At 47.7% G+C, this 22,963-nt stretch carries 14 protein-coding genes; 1 reads left to right on the plus strand and 13 read right to left on the minus strand.

What is annotated here, in order from left to right:
* Positions 1 to 98 precede the first annotated feature (98 nt).
* The 5 genes from F4X88_21125 to F4X88_21145 form a co-directional block, all read right to left on the minus strand.
* Complete coding sequence (locus tag F4X88_21125; protein ID MYA58786.1) at positions 99 to 572, minus strand: PqqD family protein; 474 nt, start codon at positions 570 to 572, stop codon at positions 99 to 101.
* A 129-nt stretch (positions 573 to 701) separates the two neighbouring features.
* Positions 702 to 1,748, minus strand: coding sequence for a hypothetical protein (locus tag F4X88_21130; GenBank protein MYA58787.1), 1,047 nt, complete (start codon positions 1,746 to 1,748; stop codon positions 702 to 704).
* Between the two features lie 155 nt (positions 1,749 to 1,903).
* Positions 1,904 to 3,892 carry a hypothetical protein gene (locus F4X88_21135; GenBank protein ID MYA58788.1) on the minus strand — a complete coding sequence of 663 codons (1,989 nt, stop codon included), beginning with the start codon at positions 3,890 to 3,892 and terminating at the stop codon, positions 1,904 to 1,906.
* A gap of 89 nt (positions 3,893 to 3,981) precedes the next feature.
* Positions 3,982 to 4,167 carry a hypothetical protein gene (locus F4X88_21140; GenBank protein MYA58789.1) on the minus strand — a complete coding sequence of 62 codons (186 nt, stop codon included), beginning with the start codon at positions 4,165 to 4,167 and terminating at the stop codon, positions 3,982 to 3,984.
* Between the two features lie 66 nt (positions 4,168 to 4,233).
* Positions 4,234 to 11,565: an FtsX-like permease family protein gene (locus F4X88_21145; protein MYA58790.1), complete on the minus strand. Its 7,332-nt coding sequence runs from the start codon at positions 11,563 to 11,565 to the stop codon at positions 4,234 to 4,236.
* Between the two features lie 274 nt (positions 11,566 to 11,839).
* Here F4X88_21145 and F4X88_21150 point away from each other — a divergent pair, with 274 nt between their 5' ends.
* On the plus strand, positions 11,840 to 12,268 hold the full coding sequence (locus F4X88_21150; GenBank protein MYA58791.1) for a helix-turn-helix transcriptional regulator: 429 nt from the start codon (positions 11,840 to 11,842) through the stop codon (positions 12,266 to 12,268).
* Positions 12,269 to 12,342: 74 nt separating this feature from the next.
* Here the strand turns inward: F4X88_21150 and F4X88_21155 are convergent, their stop codons facing one another.
* The 8 genes from F4X88_21155 to F4X88_21190 form a co-directional block, all read right to left on the minus strand.
* Positions 12,343 to 13,404, minus strand: coding sequence for a zinc-binding dehydrogenase (locus F4X88_21155; protein ID MYA58792.1), 1,062 nt, complete (start codon positions 13,402 to 13,404; stop codon positions 12,343 to 12,345).
* Positions 13,405 to 13,488: 84 nt separating this feature from the next.
* Positions 13,489 to 13,878, minus strand: coding sequence for a nucleotidyltransferase domain-containing protein (locus F4X88_21160; protein MYA58793.1), 390 nt, complete (start codon positions 13,876 to 13,878; stop codon positions 13,489 to 13,491).
* A gap of 60 nt (positions 13,879 to 13,938) precedes the next feature.
* Entirely contained in the window at positions 13,939 to 14,748 is an 810-nt protein-coding gene (locus tag F4X88_21165) for a phytanoyl-CoA dioxygenase family protein (protein MYA58794.1), read from the minus strand.
* 254 nt (positions 14,749 to 15,002) lie between these two features.
* Positions 15,003 to 15,389 (minus strand): DUF350 domain-containing protein, encoded by a 387-nt coding sequence (locus tag F4X88_21170; protein MYA58795.1) that lies wholly within the window; start codon positions 15,387 to 15,389, stop codon positions 15,003 to 15,005.
* 124 nt (positions 15,390 to 15,513) lie between these two features.
* A complete protein-coding gene (locus F4X88_21175) occupies positions 15,514 to 19,719 on the minus strand; it encodes a hypothetical protein (protein MYA58796.1) in 4,206 nt (1,401 codons plus the stop codon).
* A 99-nt stretch (positions 19,720 to 19,818) separates the two neighbouring features.
* Positions 19,819 to 20,964: a DUF2961 domain-containing protein gene (locus tag F4X88_21180; GenBank protein ID MYA58797.1), complete on the minus strand. Its 1,146-nt coding sequence runs from the start codon at positions 20,962 to 20,964 to the stop codon at positions 19,819 to 19,821.
* Positions 20,965 to 21,082: 118 nt separating this feature from the next.
* Complete coding sequence (locus tag F4X88_21185) at positions 21,083 to 22,051, minus strand: Dam family site-specific DNA-(adenine-N6)-methyltransferase (GenBank protein MYA58798.1); 969 nt, start codon at positions 22,049 to 22,051, stop codon at positions 21,083 to 21,085.
* On the minus strand, positions 22,048 to 22,893 hold the full coding sequence (locus tag F4X88_21190) for a restriction endonuclease (protein ID MYA58799.1): 846 nt from the start codon (positions 22,891 to 22,893) through the stop codon (positions 22,048 to 22,050). Before F4X88_21190 ends, F4X88_21185 begins: the two co-directional genes overlap by 4 nt.
* Positions 22,894 to 22,963 lie beyond the last annotated feature (70 nt).

Below are 22,963 nucleotides of genomic sequence, written 5' to 3' on the forward strand. Positions count from 1 at the left end.
GCTACAATTCCGTTAAAACTGCACAATCTAACAGATTATGCTACAGGTTCTCAGAAACTGGCGCGTAGTGGAATAGAGCGCAGTCCAAAGGCTCATAATTAGAAAAACCGTTTCTGTAGGAATCCAAAAATGCCCTGTTTTTCGGGTTCGGGTTCCGGGGTTACAGGGGCGTTCTGTTGACGGTCCGGAATGGCGAATCCTATGAAATTCCGTTTGCCAAGCTGCTGCATAAACGTAAAGAGGGACGTTTCCGCTTCTTTCCGAGTCAACTGGTACTGTTTTTGGACCCCCTTTATAATCTGTGAAAGGGTATGCTTACCGTCGCACATCTGCCACACATAAGTTCCGATAGAGTCTAAGACAATAACCCTTCTATCAGGGAGCATAAAGAGTTTACTGGCGAGTCGGATCCAGAGTTTGTCTTTCTGGGGAACAACGAGTGAGGCTTCGCCTTTGTCGTCTATCTCCCAGTTTATCAACTGATTCCGAACGGGGAACGACTTCATAAGCCGAGTCCGATCCATATCCGGACGTTTCTTAAGTTTGAGGGCGTATAGAATTCTGTTTAGCATATTTCTAATTATGGGAATATAGGCGTTGCTCCACTTCGTTTCGCAACGGTTTCTGGTTAATCCTAACGCGACCGGAGATCTTTACGGTTTTTTTACAGGGCTCTCCCCATAATACGCCGATTATCAATATCAATGGCATTTAATACTTTCGGCAACCTTTTGAACGGTCGAACGCACATCGGTACTGCTGATAGACTGGATGACATAGATACGGTTGGACTGATTGCATCGCCATAGATGAAATACAAGGGCTGTCCTCTTGGATAACTTATCAAGCATCAGCACGGGACTGAATGGCACACCATCATAGAGCCGTGTTTGTTCCCCGATAAGCGTCAAACATTCATCCGCCGAATCTGGGTCGGATGTTACTTCAAATCCATAGCCACGAATCGCTTTTGCGTATTTGGCGCGAAACCATGTCTCTAATGGATTTGAGGTATCTTTATAGTCGCTCAGCATCACCTCTGCTGGTCCGTATCGCTCCACACTCAGGCTCCCTTTATCGGGTACGACCGAGGTTACTTCGCCTCTATGATCTTCTAAAGAACCATTATTTCGTAGACGACTGCTTACCAGTTTCGCAAGCCGTACTGCACTCTGAAAGCGGACAGGTTTTGCAACGAAGGCGAACAGCAGGTAGCCACTGAGCAGTTTCTGACGTTCCAGCTTGTATTCTTTTGGAACCCCTAACTTAAGCCCATAAGCACTCCACAATGTTAGTGGTGCGTCCCCGCGGTCTGTAATTGATTCAAAAACCCGAAGGACCGTAGGTCGCCAATTCTCTTTGAGCCGTCCCATCACCTGCACGATCGTAATCCGTTTCCCGGTGTGAAAAATCAGCCCACTTGCACGGATACTCCCCTTCCAACTGAAACCGAGAACGGTGCGTCCCTCAAAGAATTCCGCTTCTTTGATGAAATTAACGTTCCGACGGAAGGAAAGTTCGGTCCCCTTCTTATACGTCTTGCGGATCAGTTTGAAGTATTCGTCGAGTGTCGCGTGAAGATCCGGCTTTTTGCGTCGGGTATGTGCCCATTTAAGTTCAAGGCGAGGCATCTCTGGATCGTCAAGTCGGAGATATCCTGTTTTCTGATCTCCGCTAAGCCCACTCAGTTCCCATGTCGTGGGGATCTCCAATTCTATACCTGCCCACCCAAAAACAGTCCATTCCATTTTTTTATACTTGTCAGTTGCGAGTTATCAGTTAAAGAAGTTTGCAAGTGTTCTAAAGTTTGCAAGTGAGGAAGTTAAAAGCGACAACAGTCTGCGCAACTTCGCAACTTCACAGATTTTAGAACACTTTACAACTTTCTACCAAAAAGGTAAAATTAAAAGGGCTTGACGATTACGGCTTTAGAGACAAGTGCAATTGCAACAGTTCCCATACCGATAAGACCCACGCCGCAGGCAAATCCAGCAGCGAGTACCGGGTTGTACATATACCAACGCCGCATCCCAAATCGCTTGATCATGTAGAACCGTCCAATGACCGCACCGAGTAGCCGTGTAACTATACTTCCTGGATCCGCGCCGATGCCACCGACAATACCGTAGAACCACATTGAGGGGAGTTTAAATACCCACAACATTCCATAGATTGCGAGACTTCCGGTAAACCCGGCAGCGATGTAATCCCCCCGAATCGCTTGAAGCATCTGACTGTTTCCATCCCGCAGCGACGTTTTCCAGAGACACTCATTTGTGGCGTTAATCGGCCACATCATCTGTGCGAATGGATACTGGGCACTCGGGATAGGCGCAATCTTCCAGATAAAGTGAAGCACTATGATTCCACTGACAAGTAGAATCGGCATAATCAGCAGTGTACCCGCGAGATTTGACGTGAAGGTCGTTCCTGTCAATTCAAGGACTCGCCAACTCTGAGTGCCGCGTCCATAGTCCTCGTCTGGGAGTGGCGCGAACCAGATATCTATCTCTTCATAGCGACTTAAAATAAAGGTGATTTCATGTAGATACGGTATCTCAAAAAGGTCGCGTCCCAACACACCGAAGGTTCGGGCAGTAATATACGAATTGATCGGTGTATATAGGAAAGCATAACCTAACAGGAAACTTAACGGGAAATTCGGGACCATCCAGTGAATGAGCCATACAAATCCACCCATACCGATGAGCCACATTAATCCCATCAACCATATTGGGAAATCCCCACGATTCGGCGGCGGTGCGAAGGAACCGCGTTCGCCTGCCACTTTTTGGGCTCTCCGCATTTTAAAGAGCATCGGCACCGAAGCTGCCATCCCTACAACTGCGAAACTAAAGGATTTTCCCATGCCGCCACTCTGCCAGAAATCCAGTCTATTGAACAACTCAACACCGCGGACATCCAAACCCGGAGTCCACTGGTGGAGAATCTCATACCGGTACAGAATCTGTGGGTTCAAGATAAATTGTGTTGCCATTGCTGCGATAAATTCCGTCACCACAATCGGGAACGGCAGCACGAACCCGAAAAGCATCTGTCCGAAGTCGGTTCGGAAGGCGAAAACACCAGTGGGTGCGAAACCTTCTATGCTCTGTGTGAAATCTATCCACGGGATCTTCAGAATCTGAATCGGCTGGCTCATCATGACACCAGTGAGTGAAGGCACACCGATATAGAGGAACCCCCAAATGAGTCCTGCCATGGAACCGATAGAGAAAACACGCCATCGCCAGGTTTCTTCTTTACCTGTCGTTTCTGCGAGTGCAGTTGCCCCCTGAGCACTAATCGGTGCCATTGGGTATGGAAGTCGTTCAAGATCTGCCGTGAGTCGGAACAGAATATACTGTCCACTGACAAAACGCAGGGTTCCCAGCAATTTGCCTATCAGGTAGATGCCGATAGGCAGAAACCAGTCTGGATGTATGAGGCTTCGCGTGAGCACGCCAACGGAATCGCCTGCTGGCACAATCCACTCTGGGATTTTGTCGGCGATTTCATAGGAAGCTGCTTGTGGCGTGTTAATAAAGTAGGCGTACCAAATAAAGTTCCGGTACTGAAGTCCACTTCCGACAGCTGCACCTGTTAATCCGAGGAGCATATAAAGCTCCTGTCGTCGGGCAGTCGTAAAAGAACGCCGCGCGAGCTCAGTGAATAGAATAACGGCAACCCAGGGTGCTGCACCAGCACCGGATTCACCGGATACATAACTGAGATAAATGGAACCTGGCATCATCAGCAAGCCAACGAAAAGTGCTCCAACAAACACCTTGACCGTTAGTCCCGACTCAAAGGTCCGAATACCACCTTCAATGTCGTATCGCTGTGCCCACGCTTGCCATTCATCTGCTTGTGATACTCTTTCTCTCGCCAAATTGAATGTTCTCCTTCCATTAGTTTTAATAGTTGTCGGTTCGGTTTTTTCTTGCGAAAAAACTAACTGATAACTGCTAAAACTGACAACTAATCCTTCTCCTCACCTGAGTCTTCGGTGTCTCGTAATTCTTCCCAGAAATGTGCGCAGAAAATACCAACCGTCAGCACAATGGCTGAGAACATCTGCCATTGCCAACGTCCTTCGAGAGCGAAAATACTAAACAGCCATAAGAAGGTGCCAATGATGATAATAAGACTTGCTAATTTTTCCATGATTCCTCTGATTTATGTGACGGACCCTGATTACGGGAGCATCTCATCACAGCCATAGTTCAGACTTTAATCCGCTGGGGTCGGTACTGGATCCATCTGTCCTGCTTCTTCAGTTTCCGATGTGTCCATACCTTCGGTTCTGCCGCGTTCATGGAACTCTGCTCGAATATCTACACTGAAGGTCCGCCAAATCAGGAGTTGTTTCCGCAGCAGATTGAGGAAACGTCGATTGACCCGTTTCCAAGAGGCAATCTCACCACTTTCACGATGGACATCCAACGTGATTTTGTAGAGATCCTCTTCTTCACCACCTACCGGAGATGTAATAAACTGGATAGACTGGCTCACACCTAAGTCGTAAGGAGCCAACCATACCATCATCCCAATCTGATAGGAATCTTCAGCCTCCACTTGACTGAATGCAACCTGATCTGTGTAGAAGTCACTGGCGGATTCGTCTGCGTGTGCCTCGAAATAGTCTCGCATAAAAACGTTCAGTCCGAGCGCTTCTTCTTCAAGGACGGTAAAGGGTAAGTTGAAGTGCCATACATCCCCTTCAGGTTCTGGGAGTTTCCATTTACGTTCGATATCAGGCACTGCCATCCGTGAAGCCTTGATTGCCGGATACATGGTACTGAGTAGAACGACAAGCATGACAATAATTGTTGCGACAACGGTTGACATTGACGAATAGTTAAGCGTCAGCCCAGCGAGCCAACCGAAATGCACGAGGGTTGTTGCGATGGCTTGGCCCATAAGATAGCCTAACACCGCACCCACGATGGCATATACACATGCCTCTGCAAGGAAGAGGAAGGCGATATGCACAGGTGCAAGTCCGACGGAACTGTAGATGCCGATTTCACGTACCCGTTCATAAACGGCTCCCAACATGGTGTTAAGAACGATAAGCGCGGCGATCAGGATCGGTACGAACAGGTTACCCATACCGCTGAAACTCGTCATTCCGATACTACTGTAGAGATATGTGTCTTTATCGCGTCCTACAAAGAAGTCAAGGGCAATGCGGTTCATGAGTGGTGCCATGATGAGGTCTAACTTATCGATCGCGCCTAACAACTTCGGATCATCCTCTTGGGGCTCCATGTTAACGGCAACACTTCGGAGTGTGCCTCCTTGATTCATAACCACCTGATAAGGAAGGATAGCGACACTGTCTGGCGTGAGATGGAGGTATTTCTGTAATTCACCTTCAAGCGTCTCATCACCCGTTGCACCCCGACTTCGCTGCTGCTGCATCAACTGATAATCAACAGGCGTAAGTTCTTCGCCATCGTTATCAGTAAGATCCTTGAAACCGATACCGAGGACACCAACGACAGTAAAGTCGGCACCGTAAACAGAGACGGTGGCTTTACCCATATCGCTTTCGGTGATCTTGAGCAATTCTGCCATTCCTTTGGGCAGCACAATGGCATAAGGCCACTCCGTCGGCCATTCATTGGCATCTGCTGGGTCAAACCATTTTCCGTATTGGAGGTATCTATCAATACCACTGACACCGGGTTCTGATTCATTCATACCCACGAGCATGTTTGCCGCGAAAGTCAACGCTTCACCCGTGAGTTGATGCGTTGGTGGCGATGTATCTGCTGTGTTTGCCGTGCGTGTAAGTTGGACAAACGATTGGTCGCCAGTTCCTGAGGATTGATACCAAGCGCGCGGTGCGACGACGTTCCGAACGATTAAGATGGACTCTTCGTCTACTTGCTCAATAAACCCACCTTCTTCTAAAGCCCTACGTGCTTCCGCGATGTCAACGGGTTGTTGCCCTTGTTTAACCAAGAGTTCGTTCTTACGTTCCAAAAGCCGTTCTAAGGCGGTAAGTGTGATTTGCGTCTTTTGCATGTCATTCAGCACGGAGGTAAGCACCGGTTCCTCAAGTGGACGCCAATACTGGTCGCGGATAAGAAGTCCGGTATAACGCGGTGTCACTTGCGGAAGGCTCGTTCGATTCGGGTGCATAAAGGTCCGCACAGAGGTAAACGATATAACAGTAAAGGTAAGGATTACCAACGTACAGCAGGTCAGGATCGTCCGTCCTTTCCGTTTCCGCATGTTGGAAATACCCAGACTAAATGCAGCAGCGCTCGCACTCAACCGACCGACATCGGCTTTGTAAACTTTACTGCCCTCTTGTCGGATCTTTTCGAGTTGCTCCTCAAATTTTCGGACAATGATACTGATGACAATAACCGTCAAGGCAAGCACAACAAACGCGATTAGAATAATCACAGGTGTGGTAGTAATCTGGAATGCGGGGTGAACCTGGCTGAGGAAGAAGAATACAAGTAAAAAGATGCCGAATGAACCCAAAATCTGTTTATGGATATTCGGAAAGCCGAAAATGAGCCGTTCCATGAAGTAGGCGAACGGCATCAGCAGGGCAAGATAGAACATCACACCGTTGACGACATCGTTACCCGTCTGTTTGACATCTGGGTATGCGCGTGATTCATAACCCCACGCCGCACGAGCGAGTTTGAGTGCCTGTTGATAGTCGCTTTGGAGCAATTCGGTCTCCGCGCGGGCAAGATAATCGTTCGCAAATTGGTGGAGTTTGTCAAGACGGTCGCTGGAGATACCAAACCGTTTGTAAAGTCGTGAGCGGTTCTCGTCGAGCCACCACATATCTCGGACAACGACGTAAGGTGTGAGGCGAATTTGCCCATTTTCGCGGACGACAAAACCCTCACCGGTATAGAGCGTCGGGTTCTTCATACCGCTTTTTGTTGCTTTGATGAGAAGGAGACGTTTACCAATCTGTCCGTATGCCATGCCAACTTTGATACGCGTGTTAGGTTCACTATACACGAGGGCAATGGGTTCGGCTGCGGACACACCTTCCTGCTGCCACGGTTTGGACATCCCGAACTTCTCCGGTGCACTATCCGTGAGGGCATCGTAGACTTCGAGTTCCCGAAGGGTTCGCAGATACCGCTGATCTACCAAGTCGTAGATAGTTGTAGATACACACGGAAATGTAACAACACGACAACCACGCCTACGGGTGTTGATCGGAATTTTATTGGGAAGTAGTTTCGCACCATAATTCCCCAGATCGGGGGCATACACAATGTCTCCTGAATCTTTGTCCAGAATGTATGCTTCAACTTCTTGAACACCACTGAGACGCCGTGTAGCTCTGCCTTCCATCGCTAATCCAGCCACCTCAAAATTGCCCTTGTTATCGCCCATCACAAACAGGTCGCCGCGGACACCCATCATGGTTTTGTGTTTCCTGCGGAGCGTCAAAATCGGGTAAGGCACCGGTTTATTCGGTAGTGCGGACTCCCGTGCGTCAAATTCAACGACATCACCGAAGAGGTTACAGTAGAAATTCCCGACACGTGCGGCGGTGGGCATTTCTTCGTCCCGAAGTGCTTGGATGAGTAAGGATGCCAATGTCTGTGCTTGTTGATGGAGATTACCGCCTTCTCGTAAATCAACGCGTTCAATCGTATCGAGGGGAGTGTCCGTTAAGACGCGGGCATCTTCAATAGTTGCAAAAGCGATTCCAGTCTTTCCGACAAGCGTGGCGACCTCGCTGTCAAAAGCAATTTTACCCGGAATATAGGTCTTCCACGTCTTTCCGCCGCTTGCGGAGATGGCGTTAACAAAGTTTGACTCACCGCCGAGACCCGCAATCGAAATAAGAGTTTTAATATCCTCTATTTCTTCATCGGAGAAGGTGTCCGGATCTTCGTGTCGAAGTCGGAGCATTGCGTCCAACTGCTCACGTGTCCGGATGTTATTCTTTCGATTTTTCTTTGCGGTGCGGACATCATTTCGGATGAAACGCTCAACCTCTTTGCGGATGTAATCCATATCTTTGAGCATATCCTCAGAGGGTTCACCTTGATTGCGCCACTGTTCAAACTGCATCTTCATCAGTCGGCTCACACCGCTGAGATCGGTGAGTTTGTTGAAGTGCGAACTCAATAACGTTTCAAGCGTCTTGCCTTCGAGGGCGGCTTTGTCAGAGATCCCGTTTGCGACCGTCCATTGGCGTGCCATAACGGCTTGGCGAATTTGATCGTCTGTCCACTGCCAGAGTTTCCGGACACGGACACCGAAATCAGCATCTTCAGCGTAGGAGGCAAGTTTATTGCCGATGCTTGCAAACTCGCGACGCAATACAAATTCGGGTTGCTGATCGTAGAACCATCCCTTGTTGAATACCCCGAACTGATTCGACTGTGAGGAGAGGTCAACGCTAATATAGAGAGAGGTATAATACCGGTTGAACAGGTCTTGTAGCGCGATTGCCGCCTCGATCTGTCCAAGCTTTCGGTTGTATTCATCGGTATCAATGCGCAACATCTTTTCAATACGACTCTGGATGTTACGGAAACGCGCGTTACGGAGGGTCAACATGTTATCGCGTAGCAGTACTTTCGTCTCTTCATCTAAATCGGTATCTAATGTGGGTAACCGTTCAATAAGGTTTTCGAGTGCTACGATATCCGTGTCCGCACGTTTTTTGACGATCGCTAACAATTCTTTTTCGATAATCTGTGATGCGATGCGAGAGCGCAAAGAAAGTGCCTGTTCAATTTCATCATCTGATAGATAGTTTTCCAAAATGAGACGTTCTTCATCCAAGTATTCCCGCCCCAAAGTCTCAGCTGTTGTGATCAAATTCTGGATACGTGTTCGTTCCAATCGAGCGTTCCGGAGTGCAATTTCAAAGATACCTTGTTTATCTTTGAGAAGATCTGCTATCAATACAGCGATATCAGCAGTGTCTCCAGATTCAGATAATCGCTGTCGAAGCTGCGTATCAATAGTGTTGAGACGTTCTATCCCGGCTTTAGACAAAAACTGTCCGCCATAAATCAAAGAATCGCCACTCGGTTTTCCCATCGGCGTTTCTTTGAGCCGCCGGATGCTCGCTTTAATCTCATTTTCAACCGGTTGGCTATCGGGTATTTGTGCCAGAACCTTTTCAAGTAGCTGCGTTTCCCGTTGAATTGCTACTGCTTGGGTGTCATTGGCATCGCGCAGAACACTGCGTGCATCTTTTGCTGTATTGAGTGAGTGTAGATCGAGATGCCGGTCAACTATCTTCTCGGGTGTCCACATCAGCGCAAATTTGCGTTTGTCGCTCATCTCCCAGTTTGCGAGGGTTTTGTTGAGCATCTCGATATCAGGGATGAGTTCTTGTGGGAGGTCGTCCGGTATTGGAACTTGCCAATCTGAACCCTGTTGTACTGGAATAAGATAGGCATTATTAGGATGCGTACTGTATTCGTCGGTACTACCGGTCTCTATCGCGTGAATGAGTTTCTCTACCGCCCATATATCGAGACGCGCAATCGGTAGTCCAAGTGATTCAATCAATTCGCGCTGTGCGGATCGACTCGTGTTGAGTGCAACGCCGCGAACCGCAGCTAATCTACCGACAATATCTCGGAGGAAATGGGTCGTTTGCAAAGCTTCTTTCTTCGAGCGGGCAAGATTTGCTAACAGACGACTCTTCTCTTCACCTGTGAAGCCTTGCTTTTCGCGTTTTCGATTCCTATCCGCCTGTTTCTTCTGTCGTTCTGAAAAGTCCCGCTGCTGCTCCGTAAGGGATTCAATCTCAGACCGTGTTTCTGCCAAGCCATTCAGTGTAGTTGTGAGGGAGTCCAAGTCAGACTTTACGTTGTGGATACCGTGGAAAAAGTCGGCAGGGAGATCGACAAGGACGCTCCGGTCAATGGAGAGTACAAGCCTTCTGCCTAACTCTTCAAATTCAAGGACATCTGTAGAAAGTCCACGGCGAAGTCCGTGCATTGTTGGGGTGCCGGGTGAATCGGTGTCGGAACCGACGATATCTTGTCCAATACCTTCCATAAAAGCACGCATACCGGCAAGCCCTTGGAAGTGTCCATCGACTGCAACAAAGAGGACAGAATAGCCGGGTCGATATTGGGGTTGACTGAAGAGACGCGCAAGTTCCATGAGGGTCGCGATACCGCAAGTTGGATCGGCACCGGGTGCCATTGCCGGAACAACCGACATGGAGTCGTAATAAGCCGTGAGAACGATGAGTTCATCGCGTAAAGTTGGGTCTCCGCCTTCCAAAAATCCGCGTATATTTTGCCCGACGCGGCGTTCCCACGTCATCTTCCCTCTCACACGAACATTGACTTGATCGCCCTGAGTGTGTTGTTCCTCCATCAAATTGGAGAGGGCAGCAGCATCTTCTTGGGATATCCAAAATCGTGGTATGTTTGCAGGAACGGTCCCGAACTTATTTTCTGCTTCTCCTCGAATGGTTGTGTCGGGTTCGATGAAAATCACAGCAGTGCCACCGAGCATTGCTGCATTGATATAACGAGTACTGGAGTTAAAATCGAGAAGGACTATTGCCCCTTTCGGAATAAAGATGTGAGATTCACTCGCAGCGACAAACTCACCGGATTCATCGATTTCTCCATTGTTGTTATTATCTATTCCATCAGTGTCATTCCCCGGAGTTTCATCTGTCCAACCATCGGCATCGTTATCAATGCCATCTGTTGCCCATCCTAAAATTTCAGAGAGCAACGGGATTTCACCGTATTCATCAGTAGTGCCATCCTCGTCATTGTCAATGCCATCGGATGCTTTTTGCAGATGTTCATTAAGTATATCATCGGTAATGCTGGCTTCGGTGATGCGATACCGTCGGGCGAGCGTTGTGAGTGTATCCCCGTCTTGGAGTTTGTACCAAAATCCACCAATGTTAGTGCCATTGAAATCAGCGAGTTCAGCATCATCGCCATCAAGGAGGGGACCAGATAAACCTCCTGTTGGAATAAATACTGTGCTTCCTTCGACAACCGGAGTCGCCAGAAATTTGTTCCGATCGTCTGCAAGGATAACCGTCTCGTCAATTTGGTAACTTTCTGCGATGTCTTTAAGCGTTTCGCCTGCTAATACAGTGTGTTTAATGCCGTCTGCTAATAGCGAGGTCCGCACAAGGTTGGGCCAGAGGGGTGTGAGTTTAAAGGCGTGTAACACATCGCCTTCCGGTGAGAGGACTTCAATGATGCTATCACCTTGGTCAATCGGCACAGTGACGGAAAATTCGCGACTTTCTACGTTCTGCAAACCGGTTTCGACGAAACGATCAAAAATGTATTTACTCCCACTCGCAGCTTGAGGATAACCCGTTACGCGACTGTCGAGACTTGAGAGGCGTGCGATATCCTTTCGAAGGTTGCCTATAGAGAGGTCATCCCGAATCTGAATGGCTGCAGATTGCATGCCGGTACTGGAAACCGCTTGTGCGTATACAGTATCCGAGAGTTGCCCAGCGACAAGCAAAACCGAAAGAAAAAACATTAATACATTTGTTAGTGCACTGAAGTGCCGCTCTCGGTACTCGTGTCTACTATGAATTTTCATCTTGTGAAGTCTCCCGCCTTTTTCTAGTTTTTCAGATTTTCTCCTCAGCGGGCATTTGGGTATTCCTCTGAGAATACGCGAGAAAACAGCGCGCGAAGAGAATGCATCCCGAATTTTAGGAGGCAGTATTTATATTGTATATTATTATTGCAATTTTTGTCAAATTAAAAAAATTTGCATTTAAGGCTTTTTTAGGTTAAAATATATTTCACGCTTTTGCTTCTCATCGAAGTAGAACTCTCTTCAAACTACATTTCACTGCGATACTGCAGCAATACTAAAAAATGTAAAAAAAATCAGCAGCAGTCCAACTGTAATTTTGCTGCCTGATAAGGAGCCAAACGTGGGCAAAGAACCAAGAGACTCGAATATAGACAAAGTCGTCTCACGTATAAAACTACGTCGTCATGAACTGAAGTTGACACAAACAGAACTTGCAAAGGTGGCAAATCTCACACCTGCTGCGATCTCTCAATTTGAATCAGGAGCCCGAAAACCGTCGTTTAAAACACTTTCAAGTCTTTCCGATGCTTTAAAAGTCACTACCGATTACCTACTTGGAAAAGCCAACAAAAGTTACGATGACCTCTTAGCCGACCCAAAGATTAGTGCTATGTTCAAGGGGATGATGGAATTTACGGAAAAAGATAAAGAGACGCTCTACGAGTTCTATGAATTTCTTAAAATGAAAGCGAAACAGTGATTATTGTAATTCGCTATGATGAGACCTCCGATCATTGAGGTAGTCCTTCAACCCGTTAAATCATAGTTCAGACTTTAACGCTCAGTTCCTCTTGGACAGAGGCAAATTTTCCCGAAATTTTGGCGGTTCTCTAAGAGTAAATGTGCCTCACCGGCACGATGAAGTGGTAAAATCCTGTCAATAATAGGTTTCAGTTTTCCTTGGCCAGCGAGATGGACAAGCGTTCGCAGCTCAGCGACTGTGCCGAGGGCAGAGCCCATCAGTGTTAGCTGCTTTTGGTACATCTTTCGGATGTTAATCGTGCCAATGTTCCCTGTTGTCACACCACACGAAACAAGCCTCCCATTTTTAGCAAGACTCGCGATGCTCTGATCCCATGTTGCAGCACCAACATGCTCAAGGACAACATCGACACCGCGTCCATTGGTTACCTCAAGCACAATCTTTGAAAAATCTGTGTCTTTGTAGTTAATCGTAACATCAGCCCCCATCTGTCGTGCGCGTTCCAGTTTCTCATTGCTGCTCGCTGTCGCAAAGACGCTGGCACCCGTTAATTTTGCGATTTGGAGTCCCGCACTTCCGACCCCACCCCCTACACCGAGAATTAAGACATCGTCCTCTGGACGAAGTTGGGCACGCGTCATGAGCATATGCCATGCCGTGAGATACGCTATCGGTATCGCAGCGGCGTTAACAAATGACAGGGTTTCCGCTGGCATCTGAATAGCGTTTTGGGCAGGAGCTTTTACGTATTCCGCGTATCCGCCATTTGTTTGGAAACCGATGAGTTCTTGTGTGTCACACAAGTTTTCGGCACCGCGATGGCAGTCGCTACAGATACCACACGGAATGCAGGGTGCGAGAACAACGCGATCCCCAACTGCAACACCGCGGACTGCGTCACCAATTTCGGCGATTGTTCCAGCGATGTCGGAACCGAGTATGTGTGGCGTCCCCTCCCGACGGAGTTTCTCTTCTATCTCCGGTCGGTTCCGCCGGGCGTGAATATCCAGATAGTTCACCGCACAGGCTTCGACTTTAACGAGAACTTCATCGGTATCAAGCGTCGGTTTAGGTGCGTCTGTGTACTGAAGTACCTCTGCACTGCCTTGTTCTGAGAAAACAATTGCTTTCATATTTTTTCGTTGGGTGGTGGACAGGAAAACAGGCAATAGATAGAGCAAACTTCCTGATTCATGATATGGTTAGGGGTTTAAAGCCTATGTAATACATCTAAGCAATCCGAAAGCCCTAATATCTGTAATTCTCTCTTCGGCAGCAGACAGGAGATGAACTTTAACGCGTTCAAGGGTGATTGTAGTTCCTATGTGTAACCAGACATCAACTCGCAAGCCTGCTGTTGTGATGCAGGTCATCATCTGTCCAGGAAAAGTGTCTTTGAAGAGCACCAACGACTGAATATCGGATAGCCAAGATTCTAATCCCTGTTGGAAAGTTTCTTTATTCTCTTCGGCGACCAGTAGATGAATGTCAATATCTGAATATCTGTCGGCAGTGCCTGTTGCAAAACTCCCTTCAAGCCACGTTCCTAATACGCGCACGTCCGATGCTGCTTTATCTGCAAATGCCTTCAGATATTCTTGATGCATTTCCAATCCTTTACAACAAATTGCTCAGGCATTTTGTGTTTGTTAGTGTGGCGCGAAAAATTACCCATAAGCACCGTGGTTAAGGAAGCCGAGAAGTCTGCGTAAACGAGGACTTGCCTCTTTGTAAACAGACTCAGGCATACTATAGTTCATAAACGGGTAGTATTTATGCCCAACAAGGCGGCGACCGTAGGTCACCTGTGTGATATATCGGGTGCGCTGGCTCTGATTCGGACCCCCGCGATGCCAGACCTGATTGTTGAACATGATAACGCTGCCCGCTTTTCCAAGGTTGTACTGAACTTTGTCCTCCCACTCCGTTCCTTCTATCGGATTCGGAGGCGACGCGCCGAAAAGATGTGAGCCTGGAACAACTTCTGTGCCGCCGTGTTCAATTTCAGTGACATCAGTGAGGTAGTAATTTGCCGTGAAGAGCAGGACTGGCAACCGGACGTTCTTTGGCGGTTCACCGTCCGTTACAATGTAGTGTGGTGCATCGTCTTGATGCCACGACGTAATTCCACCACCGGGGAACGTCTGGAACGAATTGTTGTGAATGACGTGACAATTTTCAGCGACGAGTGCCTCGGCAAAGGAGACAATCGGTTCGAGGTCGAACAATTGCCGGTTGGCTTCACTGTGTTCAAACATTCGATGGCTTAAGTGCATACGACCTGCGGGGCTTCCACCATTTAAGTCATTCGGATCGTTTTCGAGTGCCCACTCTAAATCTTGTCGAAGTTGCGCACATAAATCAGGAGGCAAGACGTTTTGCAAAAATAGACAACCTCGCTCGTGGAACGTCTCTACCCATTCCTGGATTTGTGCTTCGCTGACGATCTGATCTGCCAAGTAGGTTGTTTGTGCCATTTCTCCTACCCTTTTTCGAGTTGTTAAGTTTTCGCTCTGCCTTCCTTGCGCAAGTTTCCTGTAGAGGCTTGCTGGATAATGTTTCGGGCAGGTGTTCGCGAAAGTAGCGAGTGGATCGGGAACTTGCTTACGGAAAAGAAGCGATCAGCAAAGAGGGCAGGTGCGGTTACAAACCGCACCTACCGACCTGTTACTAATGAATTCCTACGGAAACCGACAGCGCAGCGATTTTTACTGATGACTGATAATTCTTGCTAACCCATCGCTGCAGCGACGATAATGCCGAGTGAGATGAGGACACCCGCAACTGCAATACCCGCCGCGGTGTTGTTCTCTTCGGCGATCTGACGGTTTAAGTCGTAGGGGGTCGCCATATCGAAGACTTTGTAGCCTACCATCAAAATGATTAAACCGACGATACTGAAGACAATGCCTTCAATGATAAAACCACCCAAGACTTTAAAGTCTATCATCGGGACATCTCCAGACGCAGCCGCATCGGATTGGGCAACGGCGTTATGTGAGAATAGGACAAAGGCAGTAATTGCGACAGTAACCAGGATAAGCGTAGTGAATACAATCTTCTTAGCCATTTTAATAGTCTCCTTATTTAGTAGGTATCGGTGTAAGACAGCCGTCATTCCCACAACTACTGTCTAATGCTATGCCTCGCAAAGAAGACACTTGTACTCCCTTGCAGAAATTGTAGACTTAATCAGAAAACATCGGTCTTGGTAATAGCAAAACCAGAACAGAGATCTATACTTAAGAGATTTCAAACTTAACGTCCGTGGTAGTGTGCAGATATTTTACCAATATAGCGTCCTTATCTTCGATATAAAGCCATCCGGATTCAACGTCTTCGAGTGTTTGCACATTTGCAATCTCGATATCTGCATATTTGTCCGGTATGTTGACGGGTTCAGAAGCGTCAGCGGGTGTATCTTCATCAGCAATGGGAGGTTCGTCCACTGGTGATAAAAACTGATAGCGTGCTCGAAGGGCTTGTGGCACACGTCCATAACCAACAATAAGGGTGTAGCTCGTTTCGTCCTCGGCATAGCTGAGTTGCCAGTTCAGTTGACCCTTATCGGTTAAGGTAGGTTCATCTACTATTGCACCCGCACTGAGGTGTATCTCCCCGACGATAGCGGTTTTAATTCCCGGATCGACCCCTCGAAGCGTATAAACATTCACCATAATGTCTTCGGGATTCAAGTGGGGTCCCTTGCCTTCAGTGCAGAACCCATAAAATCCATCCGGATAGGTGCCTTTGAGCGCACCGTCTTCCCACTGTTGATACATCGCACTTACCGTGATACCCTCAGCGATTTGAAGCCATCTGTCATTTGGAGTGTGTCGGTTCAAGCGTTGTAAGTAATAAGCGAGAACTAACCCGTTCCATTGAACAGGGACACCGAACCATGGATGCGTGTAAAAAGAGGTCCCGAAGACGGGGATGGAGGCGAACTGCATACCGGGTCGGTCTGGGAGATGCCAATGGTAGAGGAAGGGTAGGGCGGTTGTCGCCCAATGCGTTGCGTGTTTGAGATGTTCTTTTTCTGCTGTCAACTCGTAAGCCTCAACATAAGCACCGATGGCATACGCAGCCGCAAGGACATCTGGTTGATACATCGGGCATTCCCACATTTGTGCCCCGCGTGGCACGGAAAATTGCTGAATGAATCCGAGTGCTTTCAAACCTGCTTCACGCGAGGTTTTATTCCCGGTAATTCGAGCATGTTTCAACAGTAAAAGTGCTGATTCAGCACAGGTGCCAAGTGCTGCTTCACCTGCAGTTCCGAGGGAAGTGGTTTTCGCGTCTGTTGGGTGCCACCGCCAACTTCCATCCGGTTCTTGTGTAGCAATCCGTTGCTGTATTTCTTCCGCCATGTGAGATAATCCGGCACCGATATTGCCGATGTAAAACGGGAATTCCCATCTTAAAATGTGACACGAACCGCGTGCCGCCAATCCTTCTACTCCGGATTCTGCTATGGTGTTTTTGGCAATTTCTAACACCCGTTCTTTCACGTGTTCATCTTTCGTAGCAAGATAGTCGTACCAAAGTAGAGTGCCGAAACCGGGTTCATTCTGCGGTGCCCAGTCTACGCAGTGCCGGGATTTTCGAGTCGCTTCATCCCATGTTGTCTGCATCAACCCGTGCCGTGAGAGTAAAACCTCATCTGCATCACTACGGGGGGGAGGTAACGGTTCAGGGGCACCGTAAGCGTTATTCCAATGCGCTATGGCATCTAAGATAGAAGCATTTCCATCCACGATGATTTCGGTTTTGATGGACACTGGACGCGCCGGTGTGAGTGGATACGGGATAGAAGCCTCTGTCTGGTTCTCTCTGACCCATGCTGGCACAGTCGGGACGAATACGCCGAGGGCGTGATTTTTCTGATACTCATGCCAATTGGGCGAAGCGAATACCGCAGAGAGCATCTGATTCTCACCGTCCCAGGTGTCCAGAGGATTCCAGATGATGCCGACTATGGATTTCTGCATCTCTACTGCCATGACTGGCACTGTGATTTTATAGGGATGCGGGACAAGTCGGTTGTCGAACGGTGGAGCTGCGTCGCGTGTGCTTGAGGAACGTTCATCGTTTTCCAAGAACTCGAGTCCAGGGAAAAGTGCTGCCGTTTTCTTCTCACGATGTCGTCCTTGCCCTGCATAAAGCATCGGACCGCGAAACGCAAGAAGTTCTCTGTTGCCATCCGTTTGCAACTGATATTCCGTTTTCACCCGCGTCGCACTTTCGCTAAGCGTCCACTGCATCTCATAAGTCCACTTAACACCATCTACATCTGTATCCGAACCGCTGAGGCGGACAATTGACTCTCCTTGATTGTTCCCAGCAAGTTGATAGTCTGTAGGTGTAAGTTGCGACGTTTGGCGATTTTGTGATGCATCTAAATAGACAACCTCAGAGAGTGCCGGACAAGTTGCTACCTGCTGGTAGTTACCACCTTTCGCGACAAAGATTATGCAATACGCAAATCCTCCCTCAATCCCCTTTTTGTCAGAAGCGATGGTCTCTTTCTTGTTTTCATTCTTAATTGCTGGTGTTGCTTCGAGCCCACGGACGAAAACGATACGAAGGTGTCTGTTCCCCAACACGACACTACCATTTTCCGTATAGGTATGTAGTTCTTTCACCACCTTGGCGGCAAGTTTAGGGGGCTCAGGGCGGACTACAACGCTTTCTTGGGCTGTTTGGCGTCCCTCGCCTGCTGAGGTTTGGCATTTGAGCGATACGGAAATGGAGACTACAGTCGGATTTGGGAAACGGCGTGCTATCCAAAAAACAGAGACTTCTTCACCCGGTTCAATTTCTTTAATGGTTTGTCTGGGGCGTCCACGCCGTAGTTTCACACCATTGATAGAGATTCGCGCCGTATCCGCTTTACCGAGTGGCGCGGTGCCGGTATTCCGAAGTGTACATTGCACTTCAAAATCTTCGCCCGCGGGGACAACTGCAGCCGTCGCTCCTACGTTTACGATTTCTAATTTCGGCTGTGCCGCGTAAAGCGATATTTGGGCAGGAGGCTTTTCGGATTCGTGCAATTCAAGGCATAAATTTACCACATCGGAAGCCTTCGTTGATGTGGATTGACTGAACTCCCGCAACTGCATCGTGTCATCTTTAAAGTGTAGAATAGCGATTCCACATCGTAGTTCCGGTTCGCTATCTCTTTTCCCTTTTCGGAGGGACATCTCTTTAAATTTCCGTAACTGTGGTTTACCCCATAAAGCCCACGCGTAGTTACTATTGCCTTCTATATTGCATTCCGTCAGAAATGAGATGACGACCTCTTTACCAGCATAGGACGTGAGTTCAATGCTTTCTTCTATCCACTGACATTCGGTTGATATGGATTCAAAACATCTTTCCGGTGCGGCTTCTAAACCTGTATTAAGAAGATCGAAAATTTCGATAGCGAACTTCACACCTCCAGGCTGCCGTTCCACATCGTTAAAAACAACGCCATCCCGTAATCCGATGGAAAAATGTAGGAAGAGCTTCTCTTTTTCATCGACCTCCGGAAGTGACAGTGTGTAGTCGATTTTTGCGGCTTCTATTGGGGTGGGATGTTCAAAGATAGCAGGCTTTGTCACGCCGCCGGAACAATCTATTCCGCTGACGGATGCCTGATCTGTACCGGAAACAGTGCTTTGTTCGAACATCTCTACAAAGTCATAAATTTCTTCAATAATGCCGAGCACTAAGGGTATGGGTTCTTCCTCAGCTTCAGGGGCGGTTGCTTCTGTTTCGGTGTCGCCGCCTCCGTCTGTTTCCTGCGGTAAGGGGTTTTTGCTTGGGGTTTTTGCTTGGGGTTTTTGCTTGGGTGTTTCCTCTGTGGATTTCCCCAAAGTTACCTCGTCTTTATCTGCTTCAACGTCAGAAACCTGGGGGCGCTGCGTTATAGTCCCCTCATTTTCCTGTTCAGATATTACAATTTCCGTTGCAAAGTCTGTCTTATCTTCAGAAACAGGATCGGTGTCTTCCAGTGGCTCAGTTGCTGCATCATCGGACGGCGCGAGGTTGGTGATCTCGACGCCAGGGGTTTCTTCTGCACTGGATGTATCGGGAGGGTTGTTCTCACTGGCATGAACCTCTTCGTCTATAGAGATGGGTAAAACCTCACTGTTAGATTCTGTGTGAGAACTGTCATCATCTTCTATAGCAACAGGGTCCACATCGTCTTCAGACGGTATTTCCTCCGACTCGGACGGCACGTCAGCGTTTTCAATTTCCGAGGGTTCAGGAACCGGGGTATCGGAGGCATCTGATGCTTCAGATTCAGCATCGTTTGTAGAATTATCGTCAGCTGCGAATTCCAATTCCGCTTGCTGTTCGTCACGCTGCTCTGTATCGGAAACCGATGGATCGGTCTCATCCTCCGTATTTCCGATACAAGCGGCTAAAAATTGTTGTACAATATAGGGCGCGGTGAGCATCTTTTAATTATTCCTTGCGGTTCGGTAAGCTGAGTTAGGGATTTGATGTGCCTTTCCGTAGGTCCGCCTTCCACTTCGTTTCAGGCTAAGTGCTTTGGCTTACGACCGGCTCCATTTATGCTTCATTTGTTTCATTTCGTCATTGAGCACTACTTCTGCCGAGGGTGTCTGTGCAGAAGCCTCAATCTGCCACGCACCAGAGGCGTCCTTCAGCACGGGTTTGCGCTGCGCAACAGGTAGCACACCAAAAGGTGTATGCGGTTCAATTTGATACCAGTATGCCACAGAGGAGGTCTCATTGCTGAGATGGTTCCCGTGTCCGTGCTCTATCGTAACCCGGATCTCCTTCTCAAAGCGGATCGGATTTTCAATGTGATAGACGTAGGAGGTCTGATAGCCATCGGTATTGTTTTCGTGGATAGAAGAACCGTTGTGTGCAAAAGCGTTCTGTTGCATGCCCCACGCTTGATTGAGGTAGTCCTCTGAACCGGTGCCGTGCAGATCTGGGGGCCACTTATAACCGTCGACCCAGATCATATCATCACCTTCACCCCACCATGTGCCTTGAAAGTTGGTGATCGAAAGGTTGCAACCGATGTAATGCCCGCTGCCTTCGGCGGACAGAATTAGGTAATTGGTGTCCCACGCGAGGCGTTCCGCGTTGATAATATTGGCTTCGGGGGTGTTCACAGTAATTTCATGTCCCCACCCATCACACGGGTTTTCACGATGGAATTGGGCATGAAAATAGGCAATATCATCGTCGAGCGGCTCAGGGTACTGCTCATAGTCGATGTAGAAGTATTGGCGGTGGGTTGTATCGCCTTCGTTGACGAGTTCGATCCGTGCGCTGCGGTTAAAGGGCATCTGCAAATAGCAATTAAGCGCGCAACCTGTATTGAACTGATTGTTCTGGTGTGTGGAAGCAGAGAACGCAATGGAATCGTAGGAGTTAACGATTTCGTTGCCGAGCCCAAAGAAGTCCCCTAACGGACATAGGACACTCGGGTGCTCCTCATCGTCCCAAAACATTCGGATCAGTACGTTTCGATAACCATTTGGCTGTGTCATCCAGATGTGATTGATGCAGCCGGGTCCTTGAAGATCTGCGATAACACGGGTTTCGCCGGGCTCGACATTCCATGCGTCGCTATTTCTACCTGTTGTGTCCCATGAAGAGGCGCGTAACGAACGTGCTTTTCTAACGCGCGTCAGCGATGACAATAATCCGTCAACGTAAGTCATAATTTCGTTTCCTAATATACATCACGCTGCACGTAAGTGCAGCGTTCAAAAAGTTGTTCCTTACTATATAATTATAGCATATACTACCAGAAAAGCAACAGAAAAATCCAATTTTCTGTTATTCTGTTTCTTCGGAAAGAGGGTTTTTCGAGGTATATGTCCATTGCTGTTTCTGACGAATAAATTTTAACTGTAGCGCGTCTGCTGCATAGTTATTGAGTTCATCAGTGTTTTTTCTCGGCATAGCTGCCGCCGGTTTGAAATTGGTGATGAGTGCTTCCAACATCGGTTTTCTATTGGATTCCTTAGCACCGACATGATAAAAATGTTCCCTTGTGATGACATTAAATTCTGACCATAGATTCGGGATCGCGGGATTTTCTCTATGTTCGTTGCTATGCCAGGTTGAGAGAATAAACTGTGCTTTCGTTGTTTTCAAACCTTCATAGAGCGATTTTTCGTGTGCTTCATTCCAAGTGTTGAAGTAGTCGGTATGTCGCCCGGCATAAGGCGGATCACAATAGATGAGGTCGTTCTCAGTTGCACAAGACAGCGTAATGCGAAAGTCCTGATGCAAAAAAGTCCAATCGCTAAGGCTGGCGCGTTTGGCAACCCATTCCACCTGATTCACGATTTTAGTGATATAGGCTTTAGAGAAGCGTTTCGGCTTATGCCCGAACGGCACATTAAACTCGCCTTTCCTGTTAAAACGGATAAGCCCGTTAAAACAAGCGCGGTTCAAAAACAGAAAGTCTAAAGAAGATTTCTCTACATTAAATCGTTTTCGGACTTCATAATAATGGTCTGCACCGTGCTTAGCTAACTGGGTCCCTTCTGATTCGAGAAATTCGCGGACAACAATCGGAGTTATCACCCCGCTGTTTATTCCCTGATAAAAGGAAATAAGGTGTGGATTTGTATCGCAGAAAAGTGCCTTGCGTGGTTTAAGATTAAACCCGACGACCCCCGACCCCATGAATGGTTCAATCCAAACCCCTTCTCCATTCCATTGGCGTGTCTCATCTATCCACTTAACCAATTTACTTTTGATGCCTTGACATTTTATAGGTGGAATAAGGATCTTCATTTTGAACGTGCTTTCCTTTGTGAGGCGCGCGGAACGACAAGATTTGTATCTCCGCCTCTGTAGACAACGAAATCATGCAGGTTTGTAATTTTTGTCGTTTTGCTCGTGTCATCCTGCACGGTAATCTTCCGGTAATTCATCCAATAGTCATCAAACCATTTTTCGCCCAACTGACCAAACATGCCGTTACCTGATAGAATGTCAGCGATTTTATTGATGCTACCTATGTTTGCAGTATTACCACTACCCCTTCTGTCGCTTGCAATTCTCCATTTCTCAACCGCAAAAAACTGAAAATCTCTAATGACAGAGGGAATTGAGTTCAAGTGTTCAAGCGTATACAACTCTGTTTCATCTACTGATGTAGCACTCGCTCGTGTATAGATAATTCCCAAACAGAAATGTCCCATGTATTCATTGTACGGAAACTGAATGTTTTTACGGTTATCGCGCTCTATGAAATAATTTCCGTGCGAACCGAGCGTGAAGCCATTACAGAATTCTGGATTTTCAGGAAGTCTGTATGTTGTTTTAAAATCAAGTGCAAACTTGTGATCTCCAGTTTCGCTAATCAAGGAAATATCTGGATAGTAATTCTGCTTTTCCGCAGGGATAAGCGTGTAACCGTTTTCTTCCGCGAACGCTAACAATTGGGGCAACAGATGGATTTCCAATAATTTAGATACGATTTTCGTATCTGTTGAAATTGTGTAAATTCTCCGGTAGATATCAATGAAACCTTTGATTGTCCACTGCCCATTAGCAGTCTCAACGTACGAATTGAGTGTTTTAACAAATTCATTGAGTTTTGTGCTAAATACGCTTTTTACTGTTTCTTTCATAAAAATCGGCTCACCTAAAAATTACTAAACTTTGGACAATTTTGAACGCGATACACATTTCGCCCCGCTG

This window comes from Candidatus Poribacteria bacterium, assembly GCA_009839745.1.
Lineage (GTDB): Bacteria > Poribacteria > WGA-4E > WGA-4E > WGA-3G > WGA-3G.